Source organism: Kosakonia sp. H7A (assembly GCF_003028445.1).
GTDB classification, from domain to species: Bacteria; Pseudomonadota; Gammaproteobacteria; order Enterobacterales; family Enterobacteriaceae; genus Kosakonia; species Kosakonia radicincitans.
Genome location: NZ_PYTZ01000011.1, coordinates 54,769 through 71,640 on the forward strand (window position 1 = coordinate 54,769; position 16,872 = coordinate 71,640).

24 protein-coding genes are annotated in these 16,872 nt (G+C 53.1%); 3 read left to right on the top strand and 21 right to left on the bottom strand.

The window, feature by feature from the left end; genetic code table 11:
- Positions 1-115: 115 nt before the first annotated feature.
- The 8 genes from CWM66_RS24655 to CWM66_RS24685 form a co-directional block, all read right to left on the bottom strand.
- Positions 116-1,114: a hypothetical protein gene (locus tag CWM66_RS24655; RefSeq protein ID WP_107147449.1), complete on the bottom strand. Its 999-nt coding sequence runs from the start codon at positions 1,112-1,114 to the stop codon at positions 116-118.
- Between the two features lie 360 nt (positions 1,115-1,474).
- Entirely contained in the window at positions 1,475-1,579 is a 105-nt protein-coding gene (locus CWM66_RS29590) for a tail fiber assembly protein (protein ID WP_158262967.1), read from the bottom strand.
- A gap of 26 nt (positions 1,580-1,605) precedes the next feature.
- Complete coding sequence (locus CWM66_RS24660) at positions 1,606-2,043, bottom strand: tail fiber assembly protein (protein WP_107147451.1); 438 nt, start codon at positions 2,041-2,043, stop codon at positions 1,606-1,608.
- A 2-nt stretch (positions 2,044-2,045) separates the two neighbouring features.
- The gene (locus CWM66_RS24665; RefSeq protein WP_007369259.1) at positions 2,046-3,431 is read right to left on the bottom strand and encodes a phage tail protein; all 1,386 of its coding nucleotides are present in this window, start codon (positions 3,429-3,431) and stop codon (positions 2,046-2,048) included.
- Positions 3,428-4,039: a phage tail protein I gene (locus CWM66_RS24670; RefSeq protein WP_107147452.1), complete on the bottom strand. Its 612-nt coding sequence runs from the start codon at positions 4,037-4,039 to the stop codon at positions 3,428-3,430. Before CWM66_RS24670 ends, CWM66_RS24665 begins: the two co-directional genes overlap by 4 nt.
- A complete protein-coding gene (locus CWM66_RS24675; RefSeq protein ID WP_107147454.1) occupies positions 4,032-4,940 on the bottom strand; it encodes a baseplate assembly protein in 909 nt (302 codons plus the stop codon). Before CWM66_RS24675 ends, CWM66_RS24670 begins: the two co-directional genes overlap by 8 nt.
- A 4-nt stretch (positions 4,941-4,944) precedes the next feature.
- Entirely contained in the window at positions 4,945-5,289 is a 345-nt protein-coding gene (locus tag CWM66_RS24680; RefSeq protein WP_107147456.1) for a GPW/gp25 family protein, read from the bottom strand.
- Complete coding sequence (locus tag CWM66_RS24685) at positions 5,286-5,921, bottom strand: phage baseplate assembly protein V (RefSeq protein WP_107147457.1); 636 nt, start codon at positions 5,919-5,921, stop codon at positions 5,286-5,288. The genes CWM66_RS24680 and CWM66_RS24685 overlap by 4 nt, the downstream gene beginning before the upstream one ends.
- An 82-nt stretch (positions 5,922-6,003) precedes the next feature.
- Here CWM66_RS24685 and CWM66_RS24690 point away from each other — a divergent pair, with 82 nt between their 5' ends.
- On the top strand, positions 6,004-6,789 hold the full coding sequence (locus CWM66_RS24690; protein ID WP_107147459.1) for a hypothetical protein: 786 nt from the start codon (positions 6,004-6,006) through the stop codon (positions 6,787-6,789).
- A gap of 210 nt (positions 6,790-6,999) precedes the next feature.
- Here the strand turns inward: CWM66_RS24690 and CWM66_RS24695 are convergent, their stop codons facing one another.
- From CWM66_RS24695 to CWM66_RS24750, 12 genes are all read right to left on the bottom strand, one after another.
- Positions 7,000-7,821, bottom strand: a complete 822-nt coding sequence (locus CWM66_RS24695) for a hypothetical protein (protein ID WP_107147461.1) — start codon at positions 7,819-7,821, stop codon at positions 7,000-7,002.
- A 16-nt stretch (positions 7,822-7,837) separates the two neighbouring features.
- Positions 7,838-8,290, bottom strand: a complete 453-nt coding sequence (locus CWM66_RS24700) for a phage virion morphogenesis protein (protein WP_107147463.1) — start codon at positions 8,288-8,290, stop codon at positions 7,838-7,840.
- Complete coding sequence (locus tag CWM66_RS24705) at positions 8,283-8,750, bottom strand: phage tail protein (RefSeq protein ID WP_107147465.1); 468 nt, start codon at positions 8,748-8,750, stop codon at positions 8,283-8,285. The genes CWM66_RS24700 and CWM66_RS24705 overlap by 8 nt, the downstream gene beginning before the upstream one ends.
- Positions 8,713-8,958 carry an Rz1-like lysis system protein LysC gene (gene lysC / locus CWM66_RS29335; RefSeq protein ID WP_233218425.1) on the bottom strand — a complete coding sequence of 82 codons (246 nt, stop codon included), beginning with the start codon at positions 8,956-8,958 and terminating at the stop codon, positions 8,713-8,715. The genes CWM66_RS24705 and lysC overlap by 38 nt, the downstream gene beginning before the upstream one ends.
- The gene (gene lysB / locus CWM66_RS24715; protein ID WP_107147466.1) at positions 8,840-9,271 is read right to left on the bottom strand and encodes an Rz-like lysis system protein LysB; all 432 of its coding nucleotides are present in this window, start codon (positions 9,269-9,271) and stop codon (positions 8,840-8,842) included. Before lysB ends, lysC begins: the two co-directional genes overlap by 119 nt.
- A complete protein-coding gene (locus CWM66_RS24720) occupies positions 9,268-9,777 on the bottom strand; it encodes a lysozyme (RefSeq protein WP_107147468.1) in 510 nt (169 codons plus the stop codon). The genes lysB and CWM66_RS24720 overlap by 4 nt, the downstream gene beginning before the upstream one ends.
- Positions 9,761-9,997, bottom strand: coding sequence for an HP1 family phage holin (locus tag CWM66_RS24725; RefSeq protein WP_007369270.1), 237 nt, complete (start codon positions 9,995-9,997; stop codon positions 9,761-9,763). Before CWM66_RS24725 ends, CWM66_RS24720 begins: the two co-directional genes overlap by 17 nt.
- A complete protein-coding gene (locus CWM66_RS24730) occupies positions 9,988-10,191 on the bottom strand; it encodes a tail protein X (protein WP_107147469.1) in 204 nt (67 codons plus the stop codon). Before CWM66_RS24730 ends, CWM66_RS24725 begins: the two co-directional genes overlap by 10 nt.
- A complete protein-coding gene (locus CWM66_RS24735) occupies positions 10,191-10,697 on the bottom strand; it encodes a head completion/stabilization protein (RefSeq protein ID WP_035889146.1) in 507 nt (168 codons plus the stop codon). The genes CWM66_RS24730 and CWM66_RS24735 overlap by 1 nt, the downstream gene beginning before the upstream one ends.
- A gap of 98 nt (positions 10,698-10,795) precedes the next feature.
- Complete coding sequence (locus CWM66_RS24740; protein ID WP_107147470.1) at positions 10,796-11,554, bottom strand: terminase endonuclease subunit; 759 nt, start codon at positions 11,552-11,554, stop codon at positions 10,796-10,798.
- Between the two features lie 3 nt (positions 11,555-11,557).
- Positions 11,558-12,712: a phage major capsid protein, P2 family gene (locus CWM66_RS24745; protein ID WP_107147472.1), complete on the bottom strand. Its 1,155-nt coding sequence runs from the start codon at positions 12,710-12,712 to the stop codon at positions 11,558-11,560.
- Positions 12,713-12,747: 35 nt separating this feature from the next.
- Positions 12,748-13,608 (bottom strand): GPO family capsid scaffolding protein, encoded by an 861-nt coding sequence (locus CWM66_RS24750; RefSeq protein ID WP_107147473.1) that lies wholly within the window; start codon positions 13,606-13,608, stop codon positions 12,748-12,750.
- Between the two features lie 177 nt (positions 13,609-13,785).
- Between CWM66_RS24750 and CWM66_RS24755 the strand changes: the two genes are divergently transcribed.
- Positions 13,786-15,555, top strand: a complete 1,770-nt coding sequence (locus CWM66_RS24755) for a terminase ATPase subunit family protein (protein WP_107147475.1) — start codon at positions 13,786-13,788, stop codon at positions 15,553-15,555.
- A complete protein-coding gene (locus tag CWM66_RS24760) occupies positions 15,555-16,586 on the top strand; it encodes a phage portal protein (RefSeq protein ID WP_107147478.1) in 1,032 nt (343 codons plus the stop codon). The genes CWM66_RS24755 and CWM66_RS24760 overlap by 1 nt, the downstream gene beginning before the upstream one ends.
- A gap of 31 nt (positions 16,587-16,617) precedes the next feature.
- Here CWM66_RS24760 and CWM66_RS24765 read toward each other — a convergent pair whose 3' ends face one another.
- Positions 16,618-16,842 (bottom strand): DUF2188 domain-containing protein, encoded by a 225-nt coding sequence (locus tag CWM66_RS24765; RefSeq protein WP_107147479.1) that lies wholly within the window; start codon positions 16,840-16,842, stop codon positions 16,618-16,620.
- Positions 16,843-16,872 lie beyond the last annotated feature (30 nt).

The following is a 16,872-nucleotide window of genomic DNA, read 5'->3' on the forward strand; positions in this document are numbered from 1 at the left end:
AGAGTAAACAGATAACGGGAAAGATGAATAGTAATGCTGGTCATGAAATGGCCTATAATGAGAACGTTATATGCTGCTATAAATTAACTATCCTCATTATAGCTTAATTTATTTCTCACTGATAAAATTGATAGCCATATTTCTTATTTAAAAATGGAATATTGAAAGAAACACCATTGTCTTTGACTCCATCACGATAATCTCTAAATGAATCCTCATTAAATAAATTATATGGTAGTTCTTCAAGTGACATTAGTTTATTTGATTTATGTAGTTCAGGGAAGTGATCTATAATACATGTGTGATTACTATTCTCATTATTAAATCCTATTCCATATCTCGGAGTGCTTGTTACAGAAAAACTATCCATATTAAACATACTTATATCTTTTACTCCTCTACGAAGGAGGGCCTCTGCGAAAACGACTTGAAAAGTTGCCTTTGAGAGGGTGTCGTAATCAAATTTATCTTTATTTTTAGCTATATAGTTAAAAAGGCGATTCATTTCTAAAAGTAAGCAAGCTAGCTTTAGGTTTGAAAAGGCTATTTTGTTATTTTTAAGCATTACAAGAATGAATATCTCATCGAAAGAAGACGTCATAATCGAATCAAAAACACGCTCGTTGATAAACGAAGAGTGAAAATCGGCTGCATCAATTTTTTTGAAGGCATTTTCTTTATCAAAAGTAATTAAGCTGCATTGTTCAAGAGTTTCGTTATACTTTTTTTTACTTATCTCTTTATTGTCTATGGCAGATATAAAAGACTCTCGAAAATCGTTCATGTCATATACTGGATTGGGTAATATTTTTATTTTTGATGGTTTATAGTTATTTGATTTTCCGTAATAAATAACATTCCATGGAACTAATATATTTTTATCATCCTTATGGATTTTACCTTTTATAAGAATGTCTTCAATATAGTTTTTTTTATTATGGAGTCGCGCCATCGAATGGTTGAAATACAATTCAGTTATTTCAACGCCTGTCGTTGTTCCTTTGTAGTCAAGTATAAAGTCTGGTTGCTCTGACTTTATGACAGAGACAATTTTATCACTCAAATCGAAAACATTATCTAATACTTCCCATTCACGTTCATCTTTCGTTTTCATGCAACCTCTTAAAAACTTTGAGTTTAATTTTCAATAAATGAATTGGAGTTCTAATATTATTGTGAATTTTAATTATGTGCAAGATACAAATATAATATTTCAACTTGGTTCAAATTAATAAAATGGGTTTAAATTCAATGCGTTACAAAACATGCGCTCTTCTGCTGTTGCTTCCCTCACAATCTTAGACTTCAATCGACTCAGCGATCTCCAGACCTGCTCTCCGTTGCTCCACGCAGAATATTGTTAGCTACTTCCGCTCCTGGCCCAAAGCTGCCCATCTGGCACAGGCTAATCTCTGTGCTATGACAATACCGGATCAAGTCTAAACTAATACCAATCACCAGATGCCGGAAAGCCTTAAACATACCCGGAGATTTCCGGCCAGGTGATATCCGGGGTGCCACTCAGGTCAGCGGCTTCAGGCGCGTCAATGTAATCAAGCCAGCCGTTGAGGGTGGTCAGTAATTATACCGATATCTTCCGGCGTATTAGCTGACCGTCGCCTCAGACAGCGCAGGCCACTCAATATCGGGGGCTGAGGAGGTATCAATACGCATCAACATAACCCGGTATTTTTTCCATTCAGCGAGTGCAGCGGTCTCTTCGTCCGTGGCGATTCCGGCATCAACAGCATCCTGCAGCCAGGTTATCTCCGAGTCTGCCGCCGCGCGCAATTCCGCTTTTTTCATGTCTGCCTGGCTGACTAATTGCGCCGCTGATGGCAACGGTAAATCGTTCCAGGCGGGCATGTTATCCGCGCCCACGCCGCGCTCTTTTCCCTCCGGCGGCATTCCCATAAACACACTGGCGACACTGTCGTCAATGTCGGTGATATCGGAAGGTAATGAGCCGCTCGCTTCATATTGTTCCTGCAGGGCGACGGCATAGAAAGCGTTCGTTGATGCGCTCCAGTAATACTGATTCATTGTTAGTACCCCACCGCGATAACAAATGCACCGATACTCCCGGCAGGGGTTACCGACACATATGACTGGAAAGAAGTTTTCGAGAGATTGTTAATGCCAAAAATACCTGCGGCAGACGGAACCGGGCCATTATGCGTGGCCACTACGGAAATCGCGCCATTAGGAAAAGCAAAGGGAAAGTTGACCACTTTTGAGGCTGCGGAAGCATCAGCCATAGTGGCAACAAAAAACTGGACAATAAAGCCGCCCGGAAGCCTGAACCAGTTACTGCCGGAAGTGAAAGAACTCATATCGGGGATCTGGTTAGCACCCGCCCCAACATCACGAAATGCAGCCGTTTTCAGTGTATTGATGAAATTAGCAACAAACGCAGTAGTGGCAATCTGGGCCGAATTTGTACCAGCAGCGGCTGTCGGCGCGGTTGGCGTTCCGGTCAGTGCCGGGCTTGCCAGAGGTGCTGCGGTAAGCAAATCGAGCATCTGCGCCGGGGTGCTTTTTGACAGAAAGAGCAGAGATAAGTTTGTCAGCGCGCAGGCCTCCATGCTTTTCGGGCCATTGAACACCGGGAACTGCATATTTAAAGCTTTCAGGTTTGAAAATGCTGTCAGCATCGCATCCTGCGGTTGCTTTCCCGACAGGGCGTTTGTCATGGTAGTGACAAAGTTCGGATCGTTACCCAGCGCCGCGGCCAGCTCATTTAGCGTATCCAGTCCGGCCGGGGCAGATGCCACTAATGCGGCGATGGCCGCTTTAACAAATGCCGTGGTCGCCAGTTGCGTATCGTTAGACGCCTGCGCGGCGGTTGGCGCTTTCGGTGTGCCGGTGAAAACCGGGCTGGCGATCGGTGCATACTGCGTGTGCGGGTTGCTGGCCGCGATATGCTGTTTCAGCAGATTGTCGGCATACGCTTTCACCTCAATGACGGCATTATCAACATATTGCCGTGTCGCCAGTACGACCGACGGGTCGATTTTCAGCGTGACGGCAGCGGTCGAGGACACAATCAGCACCATGCGGATGGTCTGCGTGCGCCCGCTCCCCTCCTGCAACTGCGGCTTATAGGTCTCCGGGCAGTTGGCAACGGCAATCAGTACGCCATTATCGTCATAAAGCCCGATTTCACGTATCCAGAAACCACCCTCATTTTCCGGGATAACCTGCTCGGCGATAATCTGACTGGCGTTGTTCGCGTCAACGCTCAGCATATTCAGCGGCGCAATGCGTTTCTGGTTAACCAGCTTCGTTTGCGTGGCGTCCGGTGTTGGCAACGTGCCGTTGCCGTCCCCCACGGCCATTTGCGTGATGTTGAGCTTTGTCCCCAGCGCGGTGGCGTTTGCCAGCAGTGCCGCGCCCTGACTGGTCAGAATGGCAAAGAATTTCGCGGTCATGCGATTACTCTCATGTTATCGATGAAATGAATGGCTGAGGCCGGGAAGTATTCCCCGCCGCCGGTAATGTCTTCGGGCAGATACGGATAAACGACCAGGTCGTCACCGGCATAGCTTCCCGCTTCGACGTAACACTCGCCCGATGTGCTCAGGCTGATGGCGAGGCCGGTCAGATGGCGGCTGGCGGGTCTGGCGTCATTGATGAGTCGCTCAAGCTCCTGATACATCTCATCGGTGATGCCGCCATCCAGCACCCCCACCACCAGGCGAAACGTGCCGGGCTCCTCGTTGAACTCCCACCATTCGCGCACCTCGATAAGAAAACCGAGCGGCTCCACCACACGGCGTAATGCGCTGATGGTGCCCTTGTGCTGATGGACGAAAAACGCGGAGGCAATCACCCGGCGTTTGGTGGCTTCCGGCCAGTCAGCATCCCACCGGTCAACAGACAGCGCCCACGCCAGATAGGGCAGCAGGTCAACCGGGCAGGACTGCGGGTTCCATAACGTGCGCAGCGGAACCGGGACGCGGATAATCTCCGCCGCTGCCTGCGCGGCGGCCACCTCCAGCGGCGACGAACCGACGGGTAACAGCCGGTCACTATTCATCATTCCCCCCGACAGTGATGCTGTATCCGGTGCAGAAAGAGGCCTGATGTTTGCCGAGCACGATGTCGCCCTGCGGGGCGCTCAGCTCCACGCGCTGGACACCTTCAACATGGAGCGCGGCATAAATGGCCGACTGGCGAACGTCACGACCAAGCCGGTGCTGGGCGGTGATATAGGCTTTGAGTTTCTCTTCGGCAGCGGCGCGGATGGGCTCCGCTTCGGGGCCAGGGTAAAAATACAGGGTGGCGGCCACCTCATACGGCATAATTTCAGCCGCCTGCACCGTCACACGGTCGCCCACCGGGCGCACGTCCTCAGCGTTGAGCGCCTTTTCCACCACAGCGAGCAGGTCACCGGCTGCGGTGCCGTCACCCTCGCGGGCAAGCACGGTGATGGTCACACAGGCCGGTGTCGGGCTCTCGACAGAAATATCCGCGACACGCCCGTCGGCGCTGCGTCCGTGGTATTCATAGGCACCGACCGGCCCGGCCACGCTCAGCCCCTCAAACGCCTGTTGCGCGCGCAGGCGTAAATCGGCATCGGACTCCATCACCGCCGCTACCGGCGGGATGGCGGTATCGTCTGCCGGGGTGATGGTCAGCCGTGTGGTGTTGTTATTCGCGGCAATAACATCGAGGTCAGTCCCGGCAGCGCTTGCCAGCGTCACCGCGCGGGCGGCTTCATTCACCCGCTGGCGCCACAGCACCTCACGATACGCGTTCTCCTCAAGGAACCTGGTCAGCGGCTCGGATTCCAGCGCCAGCGTGCGGGCAACGGCATCCTGCTCATCAGCAGGGAACAGCGAAACCAGTGTCGCCTTGCGCTCAGCGAGGATGCTCTCGTAATCGAGCTCCTCAACCACATCCGGGGCGGGTAACTCGCTCAGGTCAACAATCGGCATGGGTTCAACTCACAGGAATGGTTAACGAAAGGGTTTCACCGGTGCTGACGAGCTGGCCGGTCACATTGACAGTCATCCGGCCTTCGCTTTGCTCCGTGGTGATTTCACTCAGCGTGATGCGCGGCTCCCACTTCAGCAGCGCCATATAACAGGCCACGCGGATTTGCAGCGTGAGCGCCGGTGTCTGCGGCTGGTCAATCAGCGTGGAGAGCAGCGAGCCATATTCCCGGCGCATGACGCGGGAGCCGACCGGCGTGCGCAGAATGTCGCCCATGCTCTGACTGACGTGCTGTGAATCGGTAAGCGTGCGGCCATTTACACGGTTCATGCCTGTATAGTTCACTGTCACAGGGGGGCTCCTGTTGTGCCGCCGCTGTCGCCGGGGTGCTGATGGGTGTGAAGCACCTTGCCGTTGGACGACAACGCGCCGCCGCTGTGCTCGATATCGCCGCGCATCGTGCCGCCTTTCTGCACCTCCAGCGTGCCGGTAATGAGCCTGTTAGTGCAGATCACTTCCGGCGTATCAAGGGTGATACGCGAAGACGCTTTAACCAGCACCAACGGCACGGTGGCGGTGAGGGATTCCGATGCGGTAACGTCGGCGGTTTTGATGCCGCTGACGGTCAGCGCGCTGGCCGCCGGTTCGTATTCGATAACCGCGCCATCCGGGAATGCAATATGCAGGGCATCAGCCGAGGCTGACGGCGCAGGATGGTCATCGGAGAAAATACCGGGCAGCACAAACGCGGTATCGAGCTCGCCGCCCACGGCCAGAATTAACACCTGTTCACCGACAGAGGGAGCCCACCATGTACGGGAGTGACCGGCGCGCTGCGTCAGCCACTGGAGCCAGTCGGTGATATTGCCGCCGGTCTGCACGCGACAGCGCCCCGCGTCCAGGTCAGTTTCGACAATGACGCCGGTGCGAATCATGTTGCGCAGCGTGCGTGCGAGATCATTAATGTTTGCGAGTGTGTTCATGAACAAAAGACTGCCTAAAACATTAAAGATATGGTATCGAAAGCCGTTATATGGATAACTACACATCATCTGGAGGGGAATTATGTTTGCGGCATTAATTGAAAAAAAAGAAACAATTATTGATATCCTTTGCATCGGATTATTCCTTTTCGTAATGAGCCGGGCTTACGGAATAGCTAATTTGTTAAGATTTTTATTTCGCTACCTGAATATTGGTTATTCAGATAAAAAACTGAAATCTCTCGATGAAAAATGGTTTGACATTCAGCTTTTCAAAATAATAAACAGAATAAATGTCACAAAAATAGAGGATGCAAGGATAATTCAAAAAGGTTTAAACGACGGAGTCTTAAAAACATCAAGCTTTCATTTCACAAGTTCATGGGGAGAGATAACCACTCCAATGTCTTTACCGAGAAAAATCTGTGCTTTTATGATGGGATTAACTCTGATTATTCTTGGTTCTGTGGCATGGTATGCACAAGAACCTATTATTGAAGGCTATGCCAAATTTAATTATAAAGAGTTCAGTTATTATATATCAAAAGATAGATTTTTTATCACCGATGAACATTCCAAAAACGTCCCTCCAATGATTCACAGCAAAGAAGATTGCAGAAACACATTAAACCTCATTGATAAGACATCAATCTTTGCGATAGTCTGCACGAAATTTCTTGATGAAAGCGAATCATATCAATGGTGGCTTGCTGATGAAATAAGATCCGTTAACGAAGCCAAGTACTCTTTAACGATACTGATGTATGTTTATCTTATACTTGGTGCAACATGGCTGCTTTCATTACTACAGTTTATACAGGCAGGAAAAAAAGTGCGGGAATATAAATCATCGATTGAAAACATCTGAATAATTTGAAAACAAAAACTGCGTAGCCTTTGATTTCTTAGGCTACACAGGACATCAAGGGGGGCGACAATAACGCCAGTTCAAATCATTCTGCTCATTTGTATGCGCGAGAGTATTAGTGTTTGCAAAGACATGCGTTACAACAGAATGAAGGTTTGGATCACTTAATTCCAACAATTCTTATTCTGCCGTATTTCATACAGCCTGAAATCAGGATCTCAACCAGACTTGTAGTCGACGGAATTCTTGCTTTTTATCCATAAACTCCAAATCCTTCAACTCCTCATCTACAGCCTGAAAAATACTTTTCCTTTCTTCCTCTGTAACCCCATCAATATTATTGATTGCATCGACCGCTATTTCATAAAGTCCGGTCACATTAGGGTCATAAAGCCGTGACCGAATTTTCCCTCCCGCATAAGAGTATTTATTTAAATAATTATCAAATTGATAATCAGTCATTTCAGGAAAGCCATTCCCATTAGTTTCTCGCTCGTGACGTAATTGCTTTATTTTATTCCCGAACCACTCTTCTATTTTTCTCTCAACCTCGGCAGCCATCATAACAGACACTATATAATAGTAATCTTTCTTTGCGACTTCTATTTGTATTTGGTCGATCCCGAGATCTTTCAGTTGCTCCGTTATTCGTGTTATATACTCATATTGCCCCACACGTGATAATAACTGATTCGTTCCAGAACGGGCCATCACAGTGAAAAGCATTTCAGTAAGTGGCAAAGATATTTTTCTAAGGCGCTCAATCAAATCATTAGCTTCAACAAGTTTGGAATGAAGCTCTGCTTTTAATCCAAGAGCAGAAATACTTTTGAGATATTCAATCTTAGTAAATAACAATAAAAAGAAACCAGCGACAAAACTTATGGTTGCATCAGCAGATTGTCCATTTATTATTTTAATAAACCCCAACACCATTAAAATAACCGCTCCCCCGAATGCAAATTTTTTTGCGCGCTCATCAAACCTCTTAGAAGCATCATCTTTTTCATTCGAACTTTTATTGACTGACATATGTCTCTCACAATTATTAGTTTGATGACAAATGTTCTATAACCAACTTTTCAATTTGTCTAAGGTTTTCTTGCACGAAACCCAGAAGCTGGCGAGCGGGGTATTCTATTGCAACACTGTTGCGCCCCGGTCTGTCTTTTAATCCCAACTGGTGAACCTGCGCGATGCGCTGCACCTTCCCGGTAAATTCGACTACGGCCGAGCTGTCATTACCGCTCGCTTTCATATAGCGGTTGGTGCGCAGCTTCGTGAACATTTCCCGCTTAATCCGGCCTTTCTTTGCGCGCAGTGGCTGCGGTTTTCGTTTTGCGTATGGCGAGCCATCCGGGTTTTTCTGAGCATTAATGCGCTGTTGTTGCTGCTGGCGCAGCTTCTTCGCAATATCGACAGTAAGACGCCGACGGCCAGCGGGGGACAGCGCCGCCAGCAGCCCGGCAAGCTCATTCTCAAACGGTTTAAATTCAGTCATCCCATTTACTCACCAGTTCGCCATTGATGTACATCTCCACCGGACGCGTGACCGGCTCCGGCAGAGGCGGTTCCGGGAGGCTCCGGACGTGAAGCGCTGAGCCGACCTCGTTAACCAGCGTCCGCTCGGTCAGGGCAAGACTGATGCTGATATCAAAACTGCTGTCATTGTTGAGATCGGCCTCAAAGGTGAAGCCTTTCGCCCGGCCTGCGTCGGTTTCCATAATGTCGGGCTGGTTCTCGCGCAGCCATGCCAGCACCGGCACAAGCAGTAAATCCGCGTCGCCGGTGAAGTCGGTCACCACCACATTCAGCGTGTAACGCTTTTCGAATGACAGCGAGGCGGCGAGCGTGGCGACAAGGTTGCCGCTGTCCACAAACAACCGCAGCATCTCAGGATTGGTTTTCAGCACCGGCACGGCATCAGCCAGGGCTTTTCTCAGGCTTTCGGGCTTCAGCATCTGTATCATCCTGGCATTGTTTAACGGCTTCGACCTGGAGCGCACAGCTTTCTAACGCGCGCTCAAGGTTGCGGATATCGGCACTTAAATCACCGTTCGTGTGCGGATCGCTGCCCGGCATCGGGCAAAGGCTGACTTTCGGGCAACCGTTGTAAACAGTCACCGGCACTGGCGCAGGCGGCGCGTTTGTGCAACCGGCGCACAGCATCAGGCAGATCAGCGCTGTACCAGCGGCGAAAGGCGTCATTTTCATTGAGTAACCTCGTTATGGTTTGTTCCCGCCGGGCTTCCCGCTCACCGGCGGCATTCAGCTTCTGGCGCAAATCCACCTGCGCCCGTTCGTTTTTATCTGCCCGGTAGCGGGCAACAATGAGCTGGTTTTTCAGCATGCCGATCGTCAGCTTTTGCTCGCCCGCGACACGGTTCGCTTTCTCAAAAGATTCGCGCAGGGTGCCATTCTCATGACGCAGCCACAGCAGCCCCACCACCGCAAGCGCCAGCACCACCATTAACGTTTTCATCGCGCCCCCTTCAGGCAGTAATCCCGCTCACGCTTGCGCCGGTTTTCGAGCCCGGCATTTCTGGCACCGTTGACGTAAACCCAGCGCGGGAGCTGGTCACAGGCCTGTTGCCACTTTTTCTGGTTCAGGAAATAAACCAGTGTCGATTGACAGGCCGCACCGGTGCCAACATTAAAGGCGAAACTGACCACCGCATCGTAAACGGCGGGCGGCATCGCAACCGGCGCGCAGACCGCAAGACGACGCTCAACCGTCAGCACGTCGGAAACCAGATTTTGTGCCGCGTCCCGCTCCGTGATATCGCGTTTCGGCACCACCCCGGCAGTGTGGCCGATACCTGATGTCCATACGCCCGCGCTGCACTGGTAGGGACGCAGGCGGCACCCTTCGAGGTCGGCAATCAGCGCGAGCCCCTGTTGCGAGGTATGGAGTAAACGAAAATCAGGCACCAGTGCCGCCAGCGCCAGCACGGCGGCCACACTGCAACGTTTAACGATTGATGACATTGCTCATTGCCTCCCCGGAAAGACGGCTCTGCTCAAGCTGGAGCGCCAGCAGGGCGTAGCTTTTGCGCCGGTAATACCAGTTAACGCCGACCGTCAGCACCACGCCCAGCGCGCCAAAGTACGCGGCGAAATCCTGCGGTGTCATTGCCCCGAAAAAGGTCAGCGCGACGCTAATCCAGTAGGCCAGCGATGAGGTGATTTTCTCCATGCTCAGTCCCATAAGTTCACCGTTTCGGCAGCGGGTGCGGTGTCAGTGTCCGGCAGCTCAATCGCCGTGCCATAGGGCAGCACCGCGCCGAGTTCGGCCAGCCCCGGATTGGCAGCGAGCACCGTTTCGACCACGCCCTCTGTGCGCCCGTAATAGCGGGCGCAAATCACATCCAGCGTGTCGCCCTGATGCGCATAAACCTTCATCAGATTTGCCCCACGATGCAGCGCGGTTTGTCCTGAATACGGGCGACCGACCAGCGCATGTCCCGCCACAGGTCATCGACCGTGGTGTCGATGCTGTCCGCTTTTTTGTCGCCTTTCGCGCTGGCATCCACACCGCGATAGCGCTCATAAAGCGTGGCGGCCGTCATCGCACACACCGCGCTCAGATAGTGAAAAATACGCATGCTCTCGCCGTCGATATCATCCGCCGGCACATCAGCGAGGCGCGCAAAACCGGCTTTCATCTGGCTTGCGCGCCAGTCGAAAAGCTCCGCGTTGGTTTCGGCTATCCCGGCTTTGATGGCATGGCGCAGCCGCGCCGGGGCGATGGTCTGCTCAAGGCGCATCAGCTCGCGCACGCGCTTCGGCTCGATGTCAGGAAAGAAAAAGGTGTTTTTAATCACCGGCTCGTCACTGACAGGCGGCGGAATGACCACCGTGCCGCGCTCCGGCTGCTCGTTATTTTTTTCAATAATCAGTGTCGTCATGACTGCCTCTGAAAAAGGGTGGGCGGTGGACGCCGGTCGCAGATACGGTGAAACACCCTCATTGACCGGCGTGCCGCCCTGGCGCGGGGCGCATTCGGTTAACCGGCAGCTTTACGGGGGCGACCCCGCCCGCGTTTCGCCGGTGTGGCTGTTTTTTTCTGCTGTGCGGTTTTCGCGGGTGTCTTTGGCGCAGGCTTCGCGACAACATGCTTCGGATTCAGTTCGCGGGTAAGGCGCTCAATGTCCTTGCGTACCCCCGCGTTACGGTCGAGCTGGTTCGCACGTTGCAGATGCGTCATGGCGTCAGCAGGCTGACCGGCATCACGCAGCGTCAGGCCAGCGACCTTATGCAGCCGGGCGCGTACCTCGTCGGGCATGTCGGCAGTACGGGTCAGGGCGAGGGTCTCCAGAATGCCTGCCATATCAACCGGCTCACCGGCATCACGGGCGCGCAGCACAGCAAGTGCCACCTCTTCGGCCAGCATGTAAGGCGCAGTGCGGGTGTGGGGCTCCGGCATCGCGAGGTTGTGGCGCAGGGCGTAGCGGGCAATCTCCAGCGCGCCGGGAATATCGCCCGCATCGAGACGCCACAGCATCACGGTCATCAGGATGTCATCCTGCGTGCCGGTGCCGTTTTCCAGTGCGCCCGCCACCCACGGCAGGTACAGCGGCAGCAGCTCACGCTTTTTCTCTGCCTTGCGCTCTTTTGAGTGGATACCTTTCAGCGTCCGGCGGTCTGCGGCCAGCTTAACGAGCATCTGCTCATAAGCGGTGGCATGGCGCAGCGGGGCGTTATCCCGCTGCGCGGCCAGCATGGCCGAGACCCGCATCGCGTGACGCTGTGCGGGGCTCGTCATCGGTTACGCTCCTTCGCCGGTGCTGGCCGGGGTTGTGGAGGCGGTTGCCAGTGTTTTCATGGCTTCAGCCAGTTCAGCGGCGAACACTTTCGCGATATCCGCTTCCGGGGTATCGCCCTCAGCCTGTTCAAGGATCTCGATGTTTTCAATCAGGCAACCGGCTTCGTAATCTTCAATCACGAAATCGACTTTCACCTGTTCGTAGTTTTCCACCTGGTCGAGCTTCGGATTTTCGATGATGTGGCGGCGGTGGCCGTCTTCGTAGAGATAAATCGAGATGTTATCGAGCGTGGTGATGAAAATACTGTTGGCCGGGAAGAACGGCGCGCGCACCGCCTGCAACTGGCCGATGGTTTTCTGGCTGATAATCAGCTCACCGGCGAGCTGTTCACTGTTCGCCTGGAATTTGTTGATCATCGGGAAATATTTGTCGGTCAGAATACGGCGACCACAAATCACCACCATTTCCGGGTTTTCGCGGTGAATCTCTTCAATCAGGGACTCATGCGCATCCATGACCAGCGCGTCGAGGTTTTTGTAAACGCCGTTTTTACCGACGGTGATTTTCTCCGAAACCACGTTTCCGTCTTCGTCGACAACCCTGCTCATGACGCGCTCCGGCGCGTCGTTGCGGTATTTCTGCAACCAGCCGACAGCGACATCCTGCAACAGGGGATTGGCCTTGCGGTCAGAGGTGGCCGCACGGCTCACGCCGTTAAAGCCAATAGTGATGTAGTCCAGCGCCTGGCGTTTGATGATCGCGTTACGGATGCGGATCTGAAAATCCTGAAAACGCGCCCACAAATCGAGTTTGTTATAGCTCAGGTGATAATCGAAGTTCACCGGATGGCAGAAATAGCGGTACGCGTCCAGCTTCGAGAAATCAGCGGTTTTACGCTCGACGCCGTTGGCCGTGTCGGCAGTGCTGGCAATGGTGCCGTTGACGTCGATACCGACTTTTTCCTCGGTCAGCTCGCGTACCACGACCATATTAATCTGTTGCAGGAAGGAGGAAGACTGCTGGACTTTGTCGAACAGCGTCTGAGTGACCGACGGCTCGACACTGAATTTCTTGCTCAGGTCTTCCACGCCGACGCCGTTCAGCTCTGCGAGGCGGCTCAGGTAGGCATTAAATTTAAAACGGGTTTCTTTACGCATTGTCTTTATGTTCCTGTTCTGAAAAGGGAGGCCGGTCAGCAGTCGGTCAGGGCTGCACCCGCGCCATCGCCGCCGGTGCTCAGTTTCCGGCGCGGCTGCGTCTCGCTGGGGGTTTTGTCCAGGGTGGCGGTGATCGCGCTGAATTGCTCAGTCGTGGACAGGGTTTGCGCTTCAAGCCCCTGTTTAACCTCCGCAAGCTGGCTTTCGAGTGCGCTGAAACGGGTATCAATGCCGTCACCGCTGGTCTGGACACGTTCAGCAATCGCCGTCACGGCTTCATGCACATCGTTAAAACGCGCGTCGGTGCTGGTCTGCTGACGGCTGAAAATGGCCTTAACAGAGTCGGTCAGCCGGTTAAGCAGGGTGTCGGGCTCCTCTTCAAACTCAATTTCCGCCAGCGTGGCCGCCGAGAAGAAATTCTCGGGGCTGGCTTTACGGGAGCTCAGCGGGTTGTGTTTTGCGGTGCGGCAGAATTCCAGATATTCGGTGCCGAGGCTTGCCGGATCATCGGTCACGGCCAGGCCGGTGAGGTAGCACTTGCCGCTGTTGCCAAAATTCGGCTGGATCTCCATCGAGGTGTAAACCTTCTGAAGCGCCTTATTCATGGCGACCAGTTCATCGGTCGGGGTGATTTTCGCGAACAGCGCCAGCTTGCCCTTCAGCGCGGAATCGTCTTCGATTTTCTCCGCTTTCAGCTCCACCACATCGCCATAGCGTTTAAACGGACTGTCCGGCATAAGTCCCTTGATGTGCTCAAGGTTGATGCGGCAACCATAGACACGCGGATCAAACGTGTCGGCCATTTCCTGAATTTCCGTCGCGCCAATAATGCGACCGTCGCAGGTGTCACCCTCGACGCCGATGCGAAACCATTTTGAAACTACTTTTTTTGCCATCGTCAGGAGTCCTGATTGTCTGTGAAGGATTCACGGTTTTGTCAGGAGGTAGTTTCCCGGCTCGTCCGTTGCTTCGCCATCAGTCACGGATGGCTTGACCCCGACACATCAGTACTTTAGCGAATCGCTGACCGCGCTTAAGTAGCCTTGCCCTGTATCCATCACGGCGAGGTATGCATGACCATCACCACCGACACCACACTTTTAAACGACCCGCGACGACAGGCGGCGCTGTTGTACTGGCAGGGCTTTTCCGTGCCGCAAATCGCGGAAATGTTGCAGACCAGACGCCCGACAGTGCAGAGCTGGAAACAGCGCGACGGCTGGGACGAAACCGCCCCGTTAGACCGTGTGGGAAACACACTGGAAGCGCGTTTAATCCAGCTTTACGCCAAGCCGGAACTGACCGCGCACGACTTCAAGGTCGCTGACTTTCTGGCGCGCCAGATGGAGCGCTTTGCGCGTATTAACCGCTACAGCCAGACCGGCAACGAGGCCGATCTCAATCCGAACGTGGCGAACCGCAACAAAGGCGATCGCAAAAAGCCGAAAAAGAATTTTTTCAGCGAGGAGGCGGTCGAAAAACTGGAAGAGATTTTCTTTGACCAGTCATTCGCCTATCAGCTCGGCTGGCATAAAGCCGGGCTTGAACACCGCATCCGGCACATTCTCAAATCCCGCCAGATTGGCGCGACGTTTTATTTCGCCCGCGAGGCGCTGTTACGCGCCCTGAAAACCGGCCATAACCAGATATTTTTGTCTGCCTCAAAAACGCAGGCGTATGTGTTCCGCAAATACATCATCGCGTTTGCCCGGCTGGTTGATGTTGACCTCACCGGCGATCCGATTGTCATCGGCAACAACGGTGCTGAATTGCTGTTTCTTGGCACCAACTCCAACACCGCGCAGAGCCATAACGGCGACCTGTATGTCGATGAGATTTTCTGGATACCCAACTTCCAGCGGCTGCGCAAAGTGGCATCGGGCATGGCCTCACAAAAACACCTGCGCACGACCTATTTTTCGACGCCCTCCTCGCTCGGGCATGGCGCGTATCCGTTCTGGTCAGGCGAACTGTTTAACCGGGGGCGCGCCAGTGCCAGCGAACGGGTTGATATTGATATCAGCCATGCGGCATTAGCGCGCGGCGTGGCCTGCGCGGACGGGCAGTGGCGGCAGATTGTCACCATTGAGGACGCACTCGCCGGGGGCTGTACCCTGTTTGACCTTGACGCGCTGCGACAGGAGAACAGCGCGGACGACTTCCGCAACCTGTTTATGTGTGAGTTCGTCGATGATAAAGCGTCGGTATTCCCGTTCGAGGAGCTGCAGCGCTGCATGGTTGACAGCATGGAGGAGTGGGAGGATTACGCGCCGTTCGCCGACCGGCCATTCGGTCAGCGCGTGGTGTGGATTGGTTACGATCCGTCGCACCGTGGCGACAGCGCCGGTTGCGTGGTGATCGCGCCGCCGCTGGTTGCCGGGGGGAAATTTCGCATTCTGGAGCGCCATCAGTGGAAAGGGATGGATTTTGCGACACAGGCCGAATCCATTCGCGCTCTCACGCAAAAATATAACGTCGAATACATCGGGATTGATGCGACCGGACTCGGTCAGGGCGTGTTTCAGCTTGTGCGTTCGTTTTACCCGGCAGCGCGCGACATCCGCTACACCCCGGAAATGAAAACCGCAATGGTGCTCAAGGCAAAGGACACCATCACGCGCGGTTGCCTTGAATATGACGTCAGCGCAACCGACATCACACAGTCGTTTATGTCCATTCGCAAAACCATGACCAGCAGCGGGCGCAGCGCCACCTATGAGGCCAGCCGCACCGAAGAAGCCAGTCACGCCGATCTCGCCTGGGCGACCATGCACGTACTGATTAACGAACCGCTGACCGCCGCGAGCGGCCAGCCTTCATCCTCAATTCTGGAGTTTTATTAATGGCAAAACGCAACAAACGCCACCACACCCAACCGCGCCAGCATACCGCCGCACCCGCGCAGAGCATGGAGGCATTTACCTTCGGCGAGCCGGTGCCGGTGCTCGATAAACGCGACATTCTGGATTACGTGGAGTGCATCGATAACGGCCAGTGGTACGAGCCGCCGGTCAGCTTTTCCGGGCTGGCGAAAAGCATGCGCGCCGCCGTTCACCACAGCTCGCCGATTTACGTCAAACGTAACATTCTGGTATCGACCTACATCCCGCACCCGCTGTTATCGCGGCAGGATTTTACCCGCTTCGCGCTGGATTACATGGTGTTCGGCAATGCGTTTATTGAGCTGCGCCGGAGCGTGACAGACAGGCCGCTAAAATATGAAACCTCTCCGGCCAAATACACGCGTCGCGGGGTGGAGCAGGACACCTACTGGTATATTCAGAACTACACGAAGCCACATCAGTTTGCGCCCGGCTCGGTGTTCCATCTGCTGGAGCCCGATATCAACCAGGAGCTTTACGGGATGCCGGAATATCTGAGCGCGCTTAACTCGGCCTGGCTGAATGAGTCGGCGACGCTGTTTCGCCGCAAGTATTACCAGAACGGCGCGCACGCGGGTTACATCATGTATGTAACCGACGCGGCACAGAGCAGCACCGATGTTGAGGCGCTGCGCAAGGCGATGCGGGATTCGAAAGGACTCGGCAATTTTAAAAACCTGTTTTTCTATGCGCCGAACGGAAAAGCTGACGGCATTAAAATTGTGCCACTGAGCGAGGTCGCCACCAAAGACGATTTTTTCAATATCAAGAAAGTCAGTGCCACCGACCTGCTGGACGCGCACCGCATCCCGTTCCAGCTCATGGGCGGCAAACCGGAAAATGCGGGCTCGATCGGCGACGTTGAGAAGGTGGCAAAAGTGTTTGTGCGTAACGAGCTGATGCCGCTACAGGCCCGCTTTCTTGAGCTCAATGAATGGGCGGGAGAGGAAATCGTAAGATTTAAAAGTTATTCACTTGATACCGATAATTGATAGAGGCCGCCAGCTAGGCGGCCTTTTTTCTTTAACCTTTAGATTTTTTAGGGTCATCTTTGCGAGGGTAAGTACGTTCCTCCTGGAACTTACCATCTTCGGTATGAATTTTAACTGACCCTTTCTTATCGGCCATATAATCACGCATTAATTCAATGATTTCAGCTTTAGTGTCCGCCGTTTTACTGGGGCGCTCATTCCCTTCTTTTTGAAACTTCCACTTATCGCCATCTTTCGTAATGTGATAATTGTCCATTGAAAGTCCTGTGTTCAAAAAAAGCGACAT